Genomic DNA, 17,713 nt, shown 5'->3' with positions numbered 1-17,713 from the left:
TCTTCACCATTCCTTATCATACTCTTAATTGATAGGGTTGAAAATGGGATTTACCAAAATGTAAAGGAATGGTTCATGATGGAAATCGTTTGTTACAGGAATATCAACCCGCCGGGGACAACTGGCCGACAGCAATCAGATAGACTGCCGCACCGGCTGCGATGAGGATTCCGGCAGCAAGCGACAATTCCCAACCGCGAAATGCTTTTTTGCCATTTTCCCTGCGGGCGGAAATATAGAAGTAAATGCCCAACGCATACAAAATCGCCGTCATCAAAAGAAAATCCAACCCGGCGGCATAAACAAGCCACAACGCGTAGAGCGCAGCCACAATTCCAAGCAGCAAATCTTTGCCTCGGGATTCGCCCTCAGCGTACCCTTCACCTGTCCATACCAGTTTTACCTGGTACAGTGCCGAAAACAGGTAAGGCAGCAGAATGGCGACACTGGCCAATGAATACGCCACCTGATAGGTCGACTCAGAGAAGAGGACGATGATGATGAACAATTGAATCAGCCCGTTGGTCAACCACAACGACCCACTCGGGCTGCCGTTGCGGTTTTCTTTGCCCAACCAACGGGGAAAGATTCCGTCTCTGGCTGCCACATACGGCAATTCGGCGGCCAGAAGCGTCCAACCCAGCATCGCCCCCAACAGGGAAATGACCAATCCCAAGTTGATGATCACAGCTCCCCAGGGTCCGACAACGTGTTCCAGCACATACGCCAGCGATGGCTCATGCAGTTTCGCCAGCGTCCCTCGGCTGAGTGCGCCCATGGAGAGGACAGAGATCAAAACGTAGATCACCATCGTGCCCAGCAGTCCGATAACCGTGGCCCGGCCCACATCTTGTCGATGCTTGGCCCGTCCGGACAGCACGACGGCACCTTCTACCCCGACAAAGACCCACAGTGTCACCAGCATGGTGTCTTTCACTTGTTGTTTGACCACCGACCAATCGAAACCCTGAGCCGTTCCCCAAAAGTCACGGACGAAAACATCCCAGTGAAACACAAAAACCATCAGAATCAAAAAGAGGAAAATGGGCACCAGTTTTCCGATTGTCGCGATGAGGTTGAATAACGCCGCTTCCCTCACCCCGCGCAGAATCAGAAAGTGGAGCATCCACAGCAAAACGGATGCAAAAACGATGGAGGGAAGGTTGTTCCCTTTGCCAAACATGGGGAAGAAATAACTGAGTGAACCGAACAACAAAGTAGCATAGGCCACATTGCCCAACAGCGCCGACACCCAGTATCCCCATGCACTGTTGAATCCCAAAAATTCACCAAATCCTGCCCGGGCAAAACTGTAGATCCCTCCGTCCAGATCGGGACGGCGCACGGCCAAATTTTGCAAAACCAATGCCAATGCAATCATTCCGACCCCGGTAATCAGCCAACCAATAAGCACAGGACCACTGTTGGCCGCGACGGCAAGGTCGCTCGGCAGATTGAACGCACCACCGCCCACCATCGTGCCGACCACAATTGCAATCAACGAAAACAAGTTCAGTTCTTTCCGTTTCACCATATCAGATAAAAAGACGAGTCCGTCAAGTGGGCTTCGACTCGTCTTCTCCCACCTTTCTATTGAAATTCGCCCTTCTTTATTTTAGTAAAGGATGAGCAAATGTAAAAAGGTTAATTTTGCCATACAAGAAGGGGAAACAGGCTCCACCGGCGAAAATGGCGGCGGAGCCTGGGGTGAAGACGAGTTTATCATCATGATGCAACCGGTGTCTGCGTGCTTTTGAACGACATCAGCAGTCCTGCACAAATCAGCATGCAGCATAACGCGATCGCATACGGTGCCGTCGGAAAGAACGTGGAGGCGAATCCGGCCGTCACGGGTGCCACGGCGGCACCCAGCCAACGAATGAAATTGTACGCACCTGAAGCGATGCTCCGTTGGGCTTGGGATGTCTCAATCGCCAATGTCGAATATGCGGTGTTGTTCAACCCGGACACAAAACCCGACAATACGATCACGGCGATCGTGATCACTTTGTTGGGCGACAGCAGCACCAACAGCAGTACGGCCGCCATCAGTCCCGCTCCCAGACGGACCACCCACATCGGCGAATGGCGATGCAACAATCCGTGCGCCCACTTGGTGGAACCGATCCCCAAACCGACACCCCATCCGAAAAAAATCAGCCCCAAAGAAATGGCATCCAACTTCAACAACAAGGGTGAATAAGCCAAAACGGTGAAAAAGGCGTAGTAGTACAGCATCGCCGCCACGGCCACCAACAGAAAAGGACGATATGCGAGGGCGGAGACAAAGTCGCCGAAACCGGCACGTCGGCTGGCCTGACCTTTTGGCTCCTGAACCAGGAGAATCGTCAGTACAAACGCCAACAGCATCAGGACACTGGTGGCCACAAACGGATACCGCCATCCGAACTGACCGAGCAATCCGCCCAACAGCGGACCGAACGACATACCCATCCCCAAAGCGGCCTCATAATAACCCATGGCTTGATCCAAGTTGGCAGCCATCCCGATCAGGATGGACATGGATGTGGCGAAAAACATCGCATTGCCCATTCCCCAACCGGCACGAAATGCCATCAATTGGCCGATGGTGGATGACATCGCACAAGCCGATGCAAAGACCGCCACCAGAAAAAGTCCGCACACCATGATTCGTTTGCTGCCCCAACGCGCGGCCAAGATCCCGCTGGGGATCATGATGAACGCCATCATGAAAATATAGCTGGTAAACAGCATTTCCACCTGCCAGTGTGTCGCGCCGATCTGATTGGCGATGATCGGCAAAATCGGGTCCACCACACCGATTCCCATAAAGCCGAACAATGCCGCCAAACAGGTGGTCAAAATACTGCGCCGCGCCCGTCGCTCATGTTCATCAGGTATCATCGAACCCACGCTTTTCATTCTCTCCCTCCATTGTCTCTTCTATCTTCCGGAGCTGGGTCAACATGTTTTGCACTTCTTGCTGAAACGTCACCATCTTCCTCATTTTCGCTTCCACCATCTGCAACTGCTGTTCCAGCGCTTCCCGCATCTCCCTGATATCCTGCCGTTTCACCGCCGGGTCTGTGGCTTGGCTGTAATCCCGACGATATGCCTCAATGCGTTTGCCCAGCTCCATAAACTGCTGGATCTCCTGCAACGAAAATCCCAATACCTCCTTGATGTCCACCACACGTTTCAATTCTTGGACATCTGCGTCCGTATACAGGCGATACCCGCTGTCACTGCGCTGGCTGGGCTGAAACAACCCAATCTCCTCGTAATAACGGATCGCCCGCTTTGTCAATCCCGTTTCCCTTGCGACATCTTCAATTTTGAGCCAAGCCATGGCAGGTCACCTCTTCAATTGATATTCATTGTACCGAAAGATTAACGTTAACGTCAACGTTAATTCCCTTCGTTTGACCAAAAGAAAAACCAAGCGAGGAATCCCTGCTTGGTCATGTATGCGCTCGACTGGCCAAAAAACTGCCTTCAATTTGCAAAAACAAAACATTCAGATCACATATGCGGCTGGAAATGTCGTTCATTTTCTCCATCGTCTCATAAAACGCCTCGTCCCCGTCCGCCTGTTTCAAGCGCTCATAACAATCCATATAAGCTTGCTCCAGCAGCTTGATTTGCGGGGGAATTTGGGCACATACCCGTTGACAAACCATTTCGAACTCGTCTTGTTGCTCCAGGGTCAACTGATCATATGCCACGTGCAACACCGGGCGTTCAATACCAAGACGTTCGTCGTAGATCAATTCATACCACAGATGGCTCATCCGTCACACTCCTTCTTTCCATGATATAAAGAAAGCCTCCGTTTGACAATAACCGGAGGCTGTCATGATTAGACTGTCCCGTCAGTCGGAATTCAGATTTTCAATGAAAACCGTTGCTTCAGTTCCGACAGTTTTCGTTCCACCAAATGCACATATTCGGGAAGGACGAAGTTGGAAGCTTGTTGCAACCGGTCGACCGCTTCCTCGATACGCCCCACTTCGACCAGCGCCTGTGCATAATCCAGAACCGCAAAAGGTGTGGAGTGATCCGTCCGACAATACTGATCACACAGCGTGATTAATTCGTCCCGGCATCCGTGTTTGCTCAATATGGTGACGACCGTCATCAACGCGATCTCTTCATCAAATGACGGGGGCGTCTGTTCATCCCGTCGGGATCGAAACCACTCCAGCACATGGTTGAAAAGATGAACCGCTGCTGAGGTGTCCCCCTCTTCCAGATGAAGACGACCCGCGATCAATTTCGGCCACCAAGCCCCTTCTTTCTCCACAAACGGCTTCAGTTCCTCTATCGCCTTGCTCTTGCCGCCTTCTTCGATCGTCAGATCGACCCACCACAACAGTGCCGTCTCCTGATTGGGTTCCAGCTCCAGTCCCCTGCGCAGCGAATCGATCACACCTTCCCGGTCTCCCCGTTTGTCATAAATACGGGCCAAGAAGGTGTGTGCCATTCCACGATCCGGGTACTTCTCCATGCATTCACGCACCAAGGTTTCCGCTTCTTCGTCTTCACCCTTGCGCAACAGGATCAGCGATTTCAACAGAAGAACACCTTCAGCCCGGTTGTACAACTCCAGCAATCGGTCGGCGCCGCGATCGGCTTCTTCAACAAAACCGTCCCGAAAAATCTGCACCACAAAGGTGTACAATTCCTCCGGATGATTCCATTCCGCCTCCAAATGTTGGGGGATCACCTCTTTGCGAAATTCTTCCCGGTCCAACCACACTGGATGTCCGACTCCGTCGAACAGTGGAATCATCTGCTCTCCCACGCTTCGCCCTCCATTCAATTGTCAAGATTCAGGTTCTTCATGATTCCACTATGACAACATTTTTTGAAACAAAAGACAAATCATACCTCAAAAGAATGATGTTTTTCTATCATTATAACAAATGTTTCTCATCTGCAAACAATGGGATGCGGTCCGCTTCCACCAACAGGGCAACCCGTCCGTTTTCCGATCGTTCCAAAGGGCGTCGACTGGAGACAGACACCCGGACACCATTGTCCAACTGAATGTGATGCTGATATTCCCTTCCCGTATCTGTGGAATACATCCATTTGCCCTCCAATCGCAGCGTTCGCTCTCCAATGGGCTGCGACCAGCCGGCTGTCTGGAGATCGCAGGGGTAGATCACACCGCTGACAACCGCTCCTTCCGGAAAAGTACGGGGAAACGCCGCAACGGGGAAAGATCCGACATCCGTTTCCCACACTCGTTTTCGCCAAACTCCCCGGATCAGAACGGCTGATCCCATCCACCTCGCCACATCGGGTTCAGCCGGTTTGTCGACCAACTGTCTGGCCGTTCCCTCCTGCAGGATACGTCCTCGATGGAGGATGGCGATTCGATCCGCCAATTGAACCGCTTCCTCGCGTTCCCGTGTGGAGAGGATGGCCGTCATTCCGAGCTTGTGCAGCAATTCTTTCAGCAGGTTCCGCAGATCTTGCCGCACCCACGGTTCCAAGTCTCTCAACGGCTCGTCCAGCAACAACAGATCGGGTTGCAACACCAGTGCACGCGCAAATGAAACGCGACGTTGCTGATCGGTTGAAAGCCCGGATGGCATCCGGTCTGCCATTTCCGCCATCCCGACCCATGTCAATGCGTTGTGCACCATGTTTTTCCGTTCATCCGGAGGCAATTTCCGAAAACGCAACCCGTAATCCACATTTTCCGCCACCGTCATATGGGGAAACAACCTTGCTTCTTGAAACACCATCACGACATTGCGCCGATGGGCGGACTGTGCCGTGATATCCATTCCGTTTAACCAGATGCGCCCCCGCTGAATCGGATGCAGCCCGGCAATGGTTTTAAGCAGGATGGTTTTTCCTGCACCTGCCGGGCCGAGAAAGGCGAAAATTTCCCCTTGATGCACCGATAGCTGAATGTCCTTTAACACTGTTTTTCTGTTCTGCGATGCGGTCCATCTTTCCAACTTCAACATTTCTTTCAACCGCATCCCTCCCCTTGCGAACGTCTGCCGTTGTGTTTTCGTTCCATCCACCACATCCAGATCAGTGCAACGATACCGGAAGCAACAAACAGGAACATGCAAACCATGCCAGTCGTGCGGTTCAAACCGTCATGAATCCGTACGGGGATCCCAAGGGAACGACCGCCTTCCATCCACCGGATCAAAAGGGATTGTCCGGATGCGGTGAAAAAAACCAACAAAGAAACCACTTTGATCACGGGCCGCAGCAGGGGCAGGGTGATCGTCCAAAACACCTGGATCGGAGAGGCACCCAAGGTACTGGCCTGCTCCATCATTTCTTTCCCGATCCATTGATAAGCATAGGTCAACATGAGGATGGAAGTGGGGAGGGTGGGAACGAACACCATCAGTGCCAAACCCACCGGTCCCTTGTCCATCCCCATCATGCCCAAGGCAAAAGCCAACAGTACGATCACGAACAGAAAGAAGCCCGGCAGGATCGGTTTTCCCTTCCACCTCACTTGAAACAACACCTTTGCCGCAGGTAATGCTACCGCCAGATTGAGAACCGTCACAACCAAGCCCACCGCCACCGAACCCAACCATACACCCAGCCACTGGGGTATCGTCTGAATCAATGCAGGCCACGCATCTGGTGAAGACATGACATTCCCCCCCAGGCAAGCACTCCTGCGATCCGTGAGAGCGACAAAACAGCCGTCCCTGTCAAACCTTGTCCCATGCTCGGCTCCTCCCCACGCACCAGTGGTGATCCGGCCATCCCTTCCTCATGCTTTGCATGTCATCATGATCTGCCCCGTTCATCATCGGTACCCAAACCATCCCCCCTAAAAGCCGGACGTGTTCTTTCTTGCGGCATAACTCCCTTAATCCCTCTATCCCTCGTTTTCGGTCCTTATCCGATCAACGGTCGTTCTTCCGGATATCGGAACGGACGATATTCATTCCGTTTGGCGACGGCAAATGCGATGGTAACCGGTCCAAGCCGTCCGGCAAACATCGTGAACGCGATCAACAGTTTGCCCGCCACCGTCAAGTGCGGCGTAAATCCCATCGTCAATCCCACCGTACCGAAGGCAGATACCGTTTCAAACAGTGCCGGCAGGATGTCACGGCCCAAATAATGACTTTCCGTGATGGTCAATACCATCGTCACCGCAATCACCAACGTCAAGGCGGCCGCCGTGACCGTCAACGCTTTATACACCTGTGTGCTCGGGATGCGTCGACGGAATGACTCCACATCGTCATGCCCCCGTACCATGGCCCACACAGACAACAGTATGGCAGCCAGTGTCGTTGTTTTGATCCCGCCTCCCGTCGAACTGGGAGAAGCCCCGACGAACATCAAAATCACGATCAGAAATTGCGTCGTCGGATACAAACCTGCAATGTCCACTGTATTGAATCCGGCTGTCCGCGGTGAAACCGATTGGAAATAAGCGGCCAAGATTTTGCCGCCGAAAGACAGGGGACCCAGTGTTTTGGGGTTCATCCATTCCACCATCATGATCAACAGCATGCCGGATACGATCAAGATGGCCGACACGGACAGCACCAATTTGGTATGTAGACTCAACCGTTTGGTTCGATGGTATTGCAACAGCTCTACGATGACGATGAAACCGACCCCGCCGAGAATGATCAAACTGGTAATGGTCAAATTGACGATCGGCGATTCAACAAAATGCGTCAACCCGGAAAATTTCCCGTACACATCGCCGAACAAGTCGAAGCCGGCATTGTTAAAGGCGGAAACGGCATGAAAAAAGGAATAGTACAAGCCTTTTTCCCAACCGAATTGCGGTACCCACTGGAAGGCCAATGCGACCATTCCCAGCCCTTCGATAGTGAAGGTGATGATGACGACATACAAAACCAATTGAACGATACCGGCCATTTTCAACTGATTAAATGCTTCCTTTAAAACCAGCCGTTCTTTGACTCCGATTCTCTTCCCCAACAATATCGCCAACAATGTGGCAAACGTCATGAAACCCAGTCCGCCTACCTGGATCAGGGTGATGATGACCAATTCTCCAAATGTGCTGAAGGTCGTCGCCGTATCCCGGACAACCAGCCCCGTTACACAAACGGCGGAAGTAGACGTAAAAAGTGCATCGACAAACGGCAGCGGTTGACCGTTTTCCGTAGAGATGGGCAATGTGAGCAACAAAGCCCCGATCAGGATGGTAACGGCAAAACCGATTACCAAAATCTGGGGAGGCGTCAGTTTTCGCTTGTTCTTGCCAATAACGGTATCCATCATGATCCCTTTCTTTTCACCCTTGACATCTGTGATATACTAACTTTAAATAAGTGGGATGAGACACTCCATCAGGCATACTATGTCCATCACTTGGTTTTGATTATAATGGAGAAGATAGGAAGGAACAAGCAATTGCGTTCCCCCTTGATCCGGCAATCATCAACGACGAAAGGGGACTTGATCATATGAGTAAAAAACCGCGGGTAGTCGTCGGCTTGTCCGGCGGCGTCGACTCGTCGGTCTCCGCACTCCTGTTGAAGCAACAAGGATATGACGTGATCGGTTTGTTCATGAAAAACTGGGATGACACCGATGAGTTCGGCAATTGCACCGCAACCGAAGACTTTGAAGATGTCCGGAGAGTCTGCGCCCAAATCGGGATCCCGTACTACTCGGTCAACTTCGAAAAGGAATACCGTGATAAAGTGTTCGCTTACTTTCTTGATGAATACCGCAAAGGCCGGACGCCCAACCCGGACGTGATGTGCAACAAGGAAATCAAATTCGGCGAATTCATGGAGAAAGCTCTGCAACTGGGAGCCGATTACATCGCCACCGGTCATTATGCCCAAATACGGCGAAGGGATGGAGAGGTTCAACTGCTGCGCGGGGCGGATCCCAATAAGGATCAAACGTATTTCCTTTATATGGTCGGCAAGGAACAGCTGGCACGTACACTGTTCCCCATCGGACACCTGACCAAACCGGAAGTGCGGCGCATCGCCGAAGAGGCCGGATTGGTCACCGCCAAAAAGAAAGATAGCACAGGAATCTGCTTTATCGGCGAGCGGGATTTTAAAGAGTTTTTAAGTCATTATCTCCCAGCCCAACCGGGGGAAATGCGCACCTTGGACGGTGAATACAAAGGTCGACACGACGGCCTGATGTACTACACATTGGGTCAGCGTCACGGTTTGGGGATCGGTGGTTCCGGAACGGGTGAGCCTTGGTTTGTGGTCGGCAAAGACTTGGAAAACAACATTCTTTATGTTGCACAGGGGCACGATCATCCCGCTCTGTATTCCGATTCCCTCATCGCCACCGACGTGCATTGGATCAGCGGGGAAGCGCCGAAGGATTCCTTCCGTTGTACCGCCAAATTTCGGTATCGCCAACCGGATCAGGAAGTGGTCGTGCATCCCCGGGAAGACGGCACGATGCTGGTGGAATTCGCCCGTCCGCAACGGGCCGTTACTCCCGGACAATCGGTGGTATTGTATGATGGCGATGTATGTCTCGGTGGCGGCATCATCGACACAACCCACAAAAAAGAGGCATCTTGACTCCTCAGAACAAGAACAAAATACGTCCCCGGACCGCAATGGTCCGGGGAGACTGCTGACAAAGTGTTGAACCACTCGTGATTCCTCCGGGTGCGCCGTTTTCCCTCTCGCTCCTGTTTCACCAGCTCAAAGGTCGCTCGCAGGAATTCGGCCACCCTCTTTTTGGGTAGCGGGTCCAAATTTCCCGTCGAGCGACTCTGGCTCTTGCTACGGAGCGGAGACGGGAAATCGGAGCCCGCGGACTTTGTCAATAACAAGCCCGGACCCCATTGGTCCGGGCTTGTTGCTTAGTGATGATCCACGCGATAGTGGTACGGGATGCGAATCTTTTTGCCGTTTTTGGCCAATAACGTGATATATCCGGTATAATCCAGACCCACCGTTTTTCCTTTGCCGGAAACCGTAACCTCGAACGTCCCCGAAGCTCCCGGTTTGACGGTGAGATAGGTGGTGCTTGCTTTGGCATTTCCATTGTTGTCAACGACGATGTAATACGTCTGTTTGGTTTTTGTGGGGTTTTGGACCGTTACCTGCATGGTCTTGCTGCTGTTTTTCCCGTTGGGCGGCACGATTTTGAAACTCAGGCTTGCCGGATTGGCCAGAGCGACCGGCTTGTTGGCCGCGGCCACGTCGATGATACCGCCGCCCACCTCCAACGGGTTGGCTGCGCTCTTCGGATCCCTTCCGGTACCGATCAACGCCGCTTTGATGTCCTGCGGTGTCCAGTCGGGGTGTGCCTGTTGCAACAAGGCTGCCGCTCCGGCGACATGGGGCGCCGACATCGAGGTGCCATTGTATGACGCCAGACCGCCTCCCACCACGCTGGAGTAGACATTCACCCCGACAGCGGCCACATCCGGCTTCAGTGTGTAGTTTACCGTCGGCCCCCTGGAGGAGAAGTTGGCGATATAGCTGTCGTTGGTCGTGGCAAATTCCTGCACGGGGAGGGGTTCCAACACAGCGGACGCCGATTGTCCCTTCAAAATCCAATCCCCGTCATTCATCGACACCATCACCATCGGAATCGTGACGCTTTCTTCCACCAACATGGAAGTGGGATCACCATCACTGTTGTTGATCAAAATCACGCCGACGGCTCCCTTTTCCTGAGCTGCTGCGGCTTTTTCCGTAAACGTGCATCCACCGCGCTTGATCACGGCGATTTTGCCGGTCAAATCGGCCGTGATTCCCTGACAGGCCGTACCGTTGTCATCGGTAACGACGGCCAGCGGCGCTGCCACGCGCGTCCGGATTTGTCCGCCAGGTGCGGAGGAACCGGTCGGCAGTGTTTTTTCCACTCCGTCCACCGTCACTTTGATGGGCAAACCGATGAAGTGCTTGTTGGTCACAGCGGCAACCGTGATCACCTTGTCCGCCGTTCCGGGAGAACCGATGGTCATCGGTCCCGGTCCTTCGTTCCCTGCGGAGATGACGGTGACCATCCCGGCGTCGACGGCCGCGTTGACCACTTCCGCCAGCAGGTCAAACCCGGGTTCGGCCGGCCCCCCCAAGCTCAGATTGGCCACATCCATTCCGTCCCGTACCGCGTCCTCCACCGCTTTGGCGATATAGATGCTTTCCGCTTCGCATTCGTTGCACGGAAATACATTGTAGTTACCCAAATATGCCTTCGGCGCGACACCGCTCAAAGGTTTCGTCGCTGTACCGGACGGATCTCGGTAATCCGCAATGCCGGCGATCGTACCCGCCACGTGCGTACCGTGACTGTCGATCGCTTCGGGTGTTTTGGTCGGGTCCGGAGAGTAAACCCGTGCGACGATCACCTTGTTGCTGGTAAAACGGGTGTCCCCTTTGGGGAAGCCATCAGGAGTCTTTAGAGCAGGATCGGTCAGAAAAGGATGTTTGGCGTCGATCCCGCTGTCGATCACCGCCACTTTGATCCCTTTCCCGTCATACCCGGATTTCCACATCGGGATGTCGCGGATGATCTCGTGGCTCACATTCATTGCCGGGCGGTACTTGATGCTTTTGACCACCCGTTTGACCCCGGGAGCCTGACGCAGGATGCTCGGGTCTGTGCCGTTGGTCTTTACGGCCAAACCGTTCAAAGTGATCGCATACTCTGTCACTACCCTTGCTTTGGGTGCATTTCTCCGGAGCCAATTTTTTACCGTGTCTCGCTTGCTCTGCAGTCGTTTGGCGTAGGATTGCACGGCTTCGGACTGCATACTGATCTTGGCGCCCTCATCGGGCTTTGTTTTGGCGTATCCCTGGATTCCACCGTTGTACTCCGCAATGGCAGGATCACTCAACTCGACAAAGTAATACCCGTCTCCTCCCGAATTGACCACCGTTTGATCGCTGGAAGGATCATACCATGCGGAAGCCGGTACGAAAGCACCGGTAACCGTGAGCAAAAGGGCCAACAACACTGCGAACAACACTTTGGTTCTGCTGCGCATCCTGTCCCTCCCGATATGAGATGTTTGGCCTATATACAATACTTCGTTTATTCCATAAAATCCTTCTATACTGAAAATATCCGGAAAAATTTTTGCGCTTTTTTACTGTGACCGGTATAACTCGCGGATGGCATCAATTTGCTTCAACCACGCATCAGCCGTCTCCTGAGGAATCTCCTTGCCCGATTGTGCCGAAATCTTGTTCTCCAACGCTTCCAATTGATTCAGTGCTTTGCCGATTTCTTCGGAGAAATAGTAATCCATCGCATTTTCGGCGGTGTTCACCAGATTGGCTTTCACCTCTTCGTCCATGCGTGCCAATCGGATATCGTCAAACAAATCGTAAGTCAGATACGTGGTATTGACATGATGAAAGGTATGCGCTTGCCGCTCAGGATCATAATGCAGGATTTCCCCGATCAGGCGGGGCATGTCCCGTTCAATCGCCCAACTTGCATCCGTTTCAAATTGGGGATTGTCCAGTTTGAACCCTTCCGCCTGGATCGCATCGAAACCGACATTGGTCCAATAGTTGTTGACACCTTTTTTTTCAATCAGCCGAAACGTCAGCGTCGCTTTGGGCTTCCCTTTGAGATACGGTGTCAGATCGAGGCTGATCTCCCGCCATTTGAGATCGGTCAATTCGGTCGCCACATCCTCTTCCCAAACGACTTGCCCGTCGATCAGCAGTTGCTTCACGTGATATCCGGGGATGTTGGGCCCTTCATCCATCGTCCGAAAGGTGAGCTTGTACGAGTCCGTCCGACCAGGTACCGAACGGATCGTTTGCGTGGCATCCACGTGATCACCGGGTTGGGTGGCTGACGCAGCCGGGACGAAAAAGCTGAGATAACCATTCCCGTCGGCCGCTTTATGATCTTCCGGTTCGGGCAAATTTTCCTTGGCCAACGAATAGGTGACCACTCCGTTCAGTTTCCCGTCCTGCACCGCGTCCAGCGCCGTCTGCAACACTTCCCGCACATAAACGGGACTGGGATTGGCCGGAGTGCGCGACAATTTGGACGCGTACACCATCCAAATCAGGTCCAATCCGTATTTTCGGGTAAGCGCACTCGCCTGTTCGATTTGTGCAGGTTCCGATGCCCAGATTTGTGTGTTTCGGTACGGATCGTCCCGGTAAGCCAGAATGACACCGTCGATATAAGCGCCGCGCGTTTTCAGGAAATCCTCGTTCAACGCCACCGAATACATAACCGGATAGAACTGCAGATCCGGATTGATGCTTTTGGCGGTCTCCTTCATCTGTTCCATATATGCCGGAGTGTAAAAATTCAGGTTGTGATTGAAATCGTCGATCGCCCAACCGATCAGATTCGGATATTGCTTCGACATCTGTGCGATCGCTTGTGCCCAAGCGAGATAATCCGTCGTGTAGGGATATGATTTTCTCGTCCCCGTCGATTCCGTGGGCGGGACCAGATAGACAATGACACGGATACCTGCTTTTTGAGCCGCCGGCATGAATTCATGCACAAAATCATCCCAGTCGGTCCGCTCATGCCACACCAGGTAAAAGTAGGTATTGATGTTCAATTCCTTCAACCGTTGAATCATAGCGGGCGTATCCACATGGTAAATCCCATCGGACCGTGGCGTTTTTTCCCTGATTTCCATGGCATAGTCTGCCAGCATCGCCGCCTTTCTTTCCTCCGCCTGTACCTGTGGGATGGCCTGCCCGATTACCGCAGTTCCCCACAAAAGAGATGCCAGCAACAACCAACAACAGATTTTCCACATGAAAATGACCCCCTTTTCTCCACTATCGCTAATTACGATACGAAGAATCCCTTTTCCTTCCATCAAAAACAGGACCAAAAAATAGGTCTTTTGGCACTATTACCCACGGAATCGTTTCACTATGATAGGCATGGACCCATTTTCCAGGAGGAGAGAACCGTGCGGAATCATTTTGATTTATACAAAAAACCGAAACCAACTCCACCCGAGAAACAACCGGAAAAGCGATCATGGCAGTGGCAGGGCTTATCATTTACCACTTGGACCGTTCTGCTCTTTCTATTGATCGCAGGTACGGCGAGTGCGGGCGTTCTCTATTTCGTCAACCGGTGGGCCCCGCTGGTGGAAATGGCGAAACCGCAGCACACCCCTGCCAAACCGTCCTCAACCCGACCGTTTGCCGGAGGGGATGATCCGTACGGTTGGGAAGAGGAGGATGATGGGGGAGACACGGACGCTGGATCCGGTCCCTTCCCCTCCCCGGATGCAAAACAGCCGGTACCACCGCCACCGTTCCATAACCGCTGGCATTCGCCCGATCAGCACACCCCACCAGACCATATCGGGAGGTCCCGCCCGTCACCGCCTGTAGTCGCGCCGCCGACCGCGAACCCGCCGTCTTCGCCCGTTCAGCCCAAGGTGGCCGTTTATGTACCGTATTGGGAAACGGATACCGCCACTGTTTCATTTCAACAGCATGCTCCCTCCATAGACACAGCGTATTTCTTTTGGTACGAACTGAAGGCGGACGGTACCATCGGTCCCATTTCTTCGGCGAAAGGCAATGAAAAAATCCTGACACTGGCTCGACAACGCCAGATCGACATCATCTTTTCCCTGGGAAACGGTTGGGACCCCAAGCGACTGCATTACTGGCTGGCAACGGCGGACCGGCGACATATTTTGGCGCAACGAATCGCCCAATGGGCCGAACGGCAACAGATCGATGGTGTGGAATTAAACTTGGAGCCGCTGCTCGCCGAGGACCGGGAGCGTTTGTCCGATTTTGTCGCGCTTGCTTCCCGCAGTTTGCACGCCAAACGAAAACAACTGCACATCTCCGTTTTTCCCAAAACCCGTGAACCGGGAGGATGGTCCGGGCAGATTGCCCAGAACTGGCAACAACTCGGCCGACATGCAGACAAAGTGAACATCATGACATTTAACTACAGCCAGAACAAGCCGGGACCCGGGACCCCGCTGACGTGGTTGGAAACGGTCCTCGCTTTTGCTGTTACCAAAATGCCGGTGGAGAAAATACAAGTGGTTTTGCCGTGGACCGGCCAACTGTGGAGGACAGATCGTACATATCCCGGTCCGTTGACATATGAATCAGCGCAGATGCTGCTTCGAAAAGGGTGGTCTCTCCGACGCGATGCAAACCATGAACCGTATCTGGTGAAGCGGCAAGAGGGTAAAACCGAGACAGGCTATTTCCAGGACACCGTCAGCTACAATGCCAAACTGAATGTCATCATTCAACGCTTTCCCGGTATCGGAGGTGTGGCTCACTGGTATATCGGAACGGAAGATCCGAAAGTGTGGACGCTGATTGAACAAGCGAAGCAATCGAATCGTTAGAAGTAAGCAGTCGGGGTGGAGAAATCCGGGCCATTCCGATAAGAAAGGAAATCATACATCCAGGATCTATTCAGGGTTTGACATCATCCGCGGACCCCGATTTTTTGTCTCCGCTCCGTAGCAACAGCGCATGTCGCCCCAATGGGAAATTCGGACCCGCCCCCTTAAAAAAGTGGCCATTTTCCCACGAGCGCCCTTTGAGCGTTTGCGTTACAGGGCAGGGAAAACAGTGCACCTGAAATCGTGAGTGGCTGGATCAGATTTACGGCAGTCTGAACCCATCTAGGATGTGCGTGATCTTTACAGAAATGGCTGTCTGAAAGCCCACGGCGAACATCGGCAATGACTTTTGTGCGGCCGGCCGCATGCAATTGGAACGTTTCCTCCAGATCGGTACGGGTTCCGACAATGGGGCCGATTACTTGGATCCCGTTGAGGACGGTTTCAAAAATGGGCAGATTCACGTGGTTGTCTGCCGGCAGTGCAACAAGACAAGACGACCACCGCGATACAGGGTAGGAAGTGCTCTTGGGGTATTTGCATCGAGGGAGGAGTTTGCTCGTGATCCCCTTCACGGGGATGGCCAGGGCAAACACGAGATGTTGGCATATTGATCGAACTGTGCTCATCCTACTGGCAGTCGGATTTTGTACGTCGTGGCAGGAGGTTCTGGTGGCGAAGACTCCCACCAAGTAAGACCATGAGAATGAGTCAAGAGGAACCGGCGTACCGGTATACCACGGGCACTTCCGTTGGTCGCAGGTACGTCGCCCATACGGGTACATACAGCGTTGCTGCAGAACTGCATGGGACTGGGTGATGACACACCCCTGAGCCCGGTCGTCGTCGCGGAAACGGACTGCGGACACCAACGCTCCGGGAATCCCACGTCTTCAAACGTATGGAGTGTTCAAAAGATTCCTTTGCTTTTGGACCCATGAATATCCGGAAATGCTTTAGACTCATTCCAAAAAGCAAAACCACCATCCATGTGGATGGTGGTTTTGCTTTTGTTGGCGTGCCCTGAGAGATTCGAACTCCCGACCTTCTGATTCGTAGTCAGACGCTCTATCCAGCTGAGCTAAGGGCACATGGTTGGTGCGGACGAAGGGACTTGAACCCCCACGGTCTTGCGACCACAAGATCCTGAATCTTGCGCGTCTGCCAATTCCGCCACGTCCGCGTGTTTTGTTTTTGTCTTTCAATCAGCGGCGACATCATTCATTTTATTATAGCTTGTTCATGATGTCAACCCTTTTTTTCGAAGAAATTTTTTTCTAGATTTTGGAGGCGGCACCCGGATTCGAACCGGGGGTAAAGGATTTGCAGTCCTCTGCCTTACCACTTGGCTATGCCGCCTTATCGCATGATCGACAGCATCCTGTCGCACACTACTGTGAAAGGAGGGGTATCCATGATCCCATTACACTCACCCGTGATCGAAAACGTACAGGGACGTTTTGCCGACGTGGAATCCCTGTTTGCTAAAGAAGGGTTCCAACTGGGCGGTGCATATGAATATGACCACGGTTACTTTGACAAGGCCCTGGACTGGGAATCGGACGCGCATCAGTCTTACCTGCGCGTTCCCGTTTCCTCCGTCAAAGGACGGATCGGTGATCCAGAAGCCACCGTCAAGCTCGGCCGGCCTTTTGTGCTGCGTCACGAATATCAAGCCGGACCGGATGACAATGCCGACACCGGTACCTTTTCCGGCTTGATCGACCAGTTCCAAGAACCGGCCATCAAGGACGCTCCTGTCGATGAGAAATGGATCGACAGGGCACAATCGGCGCTTCACGAGCTTGAATCCCGGATTCAAAACGAATTCCGGAAGTGATTTGGCAGGGGCGGTAGGAATCGAACCCACACTGGAGGTTTTGGAGACCTCTGTTCTGCCATTAAACTACGCCCCTCCACTATCCGTGGTGCCGATGAGAGGACTCGAACCTCCAACCTACTGATTACAAGTCAGTTGCTCTACCAATTGAGCTACATCGGCATGATGGTGGTTCGGGACGGAATCGAACCGCCGACACGAGGATTTTCAGTCCTCTGCTCTACCAACTGAGCTACCGAACCAAGGCGAAATATATCCTAACATAGTGAAGAGGAATCCGTCAACCGGATTGCTCGTTTTCAATTTGTTGAAAAAAGACTCCTGAGACCCAGAAGTCGGCATGAAAATGGCGGAGAGGGAGGGATTCGAACCCTCGAGGCGGGTTTTGCCCGCCTACACGATTTCCAATCGTGCTCCTTCGGCCAGCTCGGACACCTCTCCGCGTTGCCTATAGAGGTGAACGAGCTGGCCGAAGGAGCACGATTGGAAATCGTGTAGGCGGGCAAAACCCGCCTCGAGGGTTCGAATCCCTCCCTCTCCGCCATTTTCATGCCGACTTCTGGGTCTCAGGAGTCTTTTTT

Annotated in this window: 13 protein-coding genes and 7 tRNA genes; 3 read left to right on the top strand and 17 right to left on the bottom strand. The window is 52.9% G+C overall.

Features of this window, described 5'->3' with window-relative positions:
• Positions 1 to 103 precede the first annotated feature (103 nt).
• The 8 genes from arcD to JQC72_RS15595 form a co-directional block, all read right to left on the bottom strand.
• Positions 104 to 1,534: an arginine-ornithine antiporter gene (arcD, locus tag JQC72_RS15630; protein ID WP_205497288.1), complete on the bottom strand. Its 1,431-nt coding sequence runs from the start codon at positions 1,532 to 1,534 to the stop codon at positions 104 to 106.
• 191 nt (positions 1,535 to 1,725) lie between these two features.
• Positions 1,726 to 2,904 carry an MFS transporter gene (locus JQC72_RS15625; RefSeq protein ID WP_302104949.1) on the bottom strand — a complete coding sequence of 393 codons (1,179 nt, stop codon included), beginning with the start codon at positions 2,902 to 2,904 and terminating at the stop codon, positions 1,726 to 1,728.
• Positions 2,876 to 3,331 (bottom strand): MerR family transcriptional regulator, encoded by a 456-nt coding sequence (locus JQC72_RS15620; RefSeq protein ID WP_205497286.1) that lies wholly within the window; start codon positions 3,329 to 3,331, stop codon positions 2,876 to 2,878. Before JQC72_RS15620 ends, JQC72_RS15625 begins: the two co-directional genes overlap by 29 nt.
• Before the next feature lie 112 nt (positions 3,332 to 3,443).
• Positions 3,444 to 3,773 (bottom strand): hypothetical protein, encoded by a 330-nt coding sequence (locus JQC72_RS15615; RefSeq protein ID WP_205497284.1) that lies wholly within the window; start codon positions 3,771 to 3,773, stop codon positions 3,444 to 3,446.
• A gap of 92 nt (positions 3,774 to 3,865) precedes the next feature.
• Positions 3,866 to 4,786, bottom strand: a complete 921-nt coding sequence (locus tag JQC72_RS15610) for a tetratricopeptide repeat protein (protein WP_205497282.1) — start codon at positions 4,784 to 4,786, stop codon at positions 3,866 to 3,868.
• Between the two features lie 112 nt (positions 4,787 to 4,898).
• Positions 4,899 to 5,966: an ABC transporter ATP-binding protein gene (locus JQC72_RS15605; protein ID WP_302104956.1), complete on the bottom strand. Its 1,068-nt coding sequence runs from the start codon at positions 5,964 to 5,966 to the stop codon at positions 4,899 to 4,901.
• A 5-nt stretch (positions 5,967 to 5,971) separates the two neighbouring features.
• Positions 5,972 to 6,622, bottom strand: coding sequence for an ABC transporter permease (locus JQC72_RS15600; protein ID WP_205497278.1), 651 nt, complete (start codon positions 6,620 to 6,622; stop codon positions 5,972 to 5,974).
• 251 nt (positions 6,623 to 6,873) lie between these two features.
• Positions 6,874 to 8,244, bottom strand: coding sequence for a TrkH family potassium uptake protein (locus tag JQC72_RS15595; protein ID WP_205497275.1), 1,371 nt, complete (start codon positions 8,242 to 8,244; stop codon positions 6,874 to 6,876).
• A gap of 188 nt (positions 8,245 to 8,432) precedes the next feature.
• On the opposite strand from JQC72_RS15595, the gene mnmA reads away from it, so the two are divergent.
• Positions 8,433 to 9,530 (top strand): tRNA 2-thiouridine(34) synthase MnmA, encoded by a 1,098-nt coding sequence (mnmA, locus tag JQC72_RS15590; RefSeq protein WP_205497273.1) that lies wholly within the window; start codon positions 8,433 to 8,435, stop codon positions 9,528 to 9,530.
• A 287-nt stretch (positions 9,531 to 9,817) separates the two neighbouring features.
• Here the strand turns inward: mnmA and JQC72_RS15585 are convergent, their stop codons facing one another.
• Positions 9,818 to 11,953 (bottom strand): S8 family peptidase, encoded by a 2,136-nt coding sequence (locus JQC72_RS15585; RefSeq protein WP_302104944.1) that lies wholly within the window; start codon positions 11,951 to 11,953, stop codon positions 9,818 to 9,820.
• A 102-nt stretch (positions 11,954 to 12,055) separates the two neighbouring features.
• Entirely contained in the window at positions 12,056 to 13,711 is a 1,656-nt protein-coding gene (locus JQC72_RS15580) for a hypothetical protein (RefSeq protein ID WP_205497271.1), read from the bottom strand.
• A 159-nt stretch (positions 13,712 to 13,870) separates the two neighbouring features.
• Between JQC72_RS15580 and JQC72_RS15575 the strand changes: the two genes are divergently transcribed.
• Positions 13,871 to 15,292 (top strand): glycosyl hydrolase family 18 protein, encoded by a 1,422-nt coding sequence (locus tag JQC72_RS15575; RefSeq protein ID WP_205497270.1) that lies wholly within the window; start codon positions 13,871 to 13,873, stop codon positions 15,290 to 15,292.
• A 1,014-nt stretch (positions 15,293 to 16,306) separates the two neighbouring features.
• Here the strand turns inward: JQC72_RS15575 and JQC72_RS15570 are convergent.
• The 3 genes from JQC72_RS15570 to JQC72_RS15560 all read right to left on the bottom strand — a co-directional run bounded on the left by JQC72_RS15570 (position 16,307) and on the right by JQC72_RS15560 (position 16,651).
• Positions 16,307 to 16,383, bottom strand: a tRNA-Arg gene (locus tag JQC72_RS15570).
• Positions 16,384 to 16,388: 5 nt separating this feature from the next.
• Positions 16,389 to 16,475, bottom strand: a tRNA-Leu gene (locus tag JQC72_RS15565).
• A 102-nt stretch (positions 16,476 to 16,577) separates the two neighbouring features.
• Positions 16,578 to 16,651: transfer RNA gene (locus JQC72_RS15560), tRNA-Cys, on the bottom strand.
• 55 nt (positions 16,652 to 16,706) lie between these two features.
• Here JQC72_RS15560 and JQC72_RS15555 point away from each other — a divergent pair.
• Positions 16,707 to 17,132 carry a YugN family protein gene (locus JQC72_RS15555; protein WP_205497268.1) on the top strand — a complete coding sequence of 142 codons (426 nt, stop codon included), beginning with the start codon at positions 16,707 to 16,709 and terminating at the stop codon, positions 17,130 to 17,132.
• A 2-nt stretch (positions 17,133 to 17,134) separates the two neighbouring features.
• Here JQC72_RS15555 and JQC72_RS15550 read toward each other — a convergent pair.
• The 4 genes from JQC72_RS15550 to JQC72_RS15535 all read right to left on the bottom strand — a co-directional run bounded on the left by JQC72_RS15550 (position 17,135) and on the right by JQC72_RS15535 (position 17,573).
• Positions 17,135 to 17,208, bottom strand: a tRNA-Trp gene (locus JQC72_RS15550).
• 10 nt (positions 17,209 to 17,218) lie between these two features.
• A tRNA-Thr gene (locus JQC72_RS15545) sits at positions 17,219 to 17,294 on the bottom strand.
• A gap of 4 nt (positions 17,295 to 17,298) precedes the next feature.
• A tRNA-Phe gene (locus tag JQC72_RS15540) sits at positions 17,299 to 17,374 on the bottom strand.
• A gap of 105 nt (positions 17,375 to 17,479) precedes the next feature.
• Positions 17,480 to 17,573: transfer RNA gene (locus tag JQC72_RS15535), tRNA-Ser, on the bottom strand.
• Between the last annotated feature and the right edge of the window lie 140 nt (positions 17,574 to 17,713).

It is taken from the genome of Polycladomyces zharkentensis, assembly GCF_016938855.1.
Lineage (GTDB): Bacteria > Bacillota > Bacilli > Thermoactinomycetales > JIR-001 > Polycladomyces > Polycladomyces zharkentensis.
Note: the sequence above shows the minus strand (reverse complement) of the source record. Positions and strands in the feature narration are given on the sequence as shown.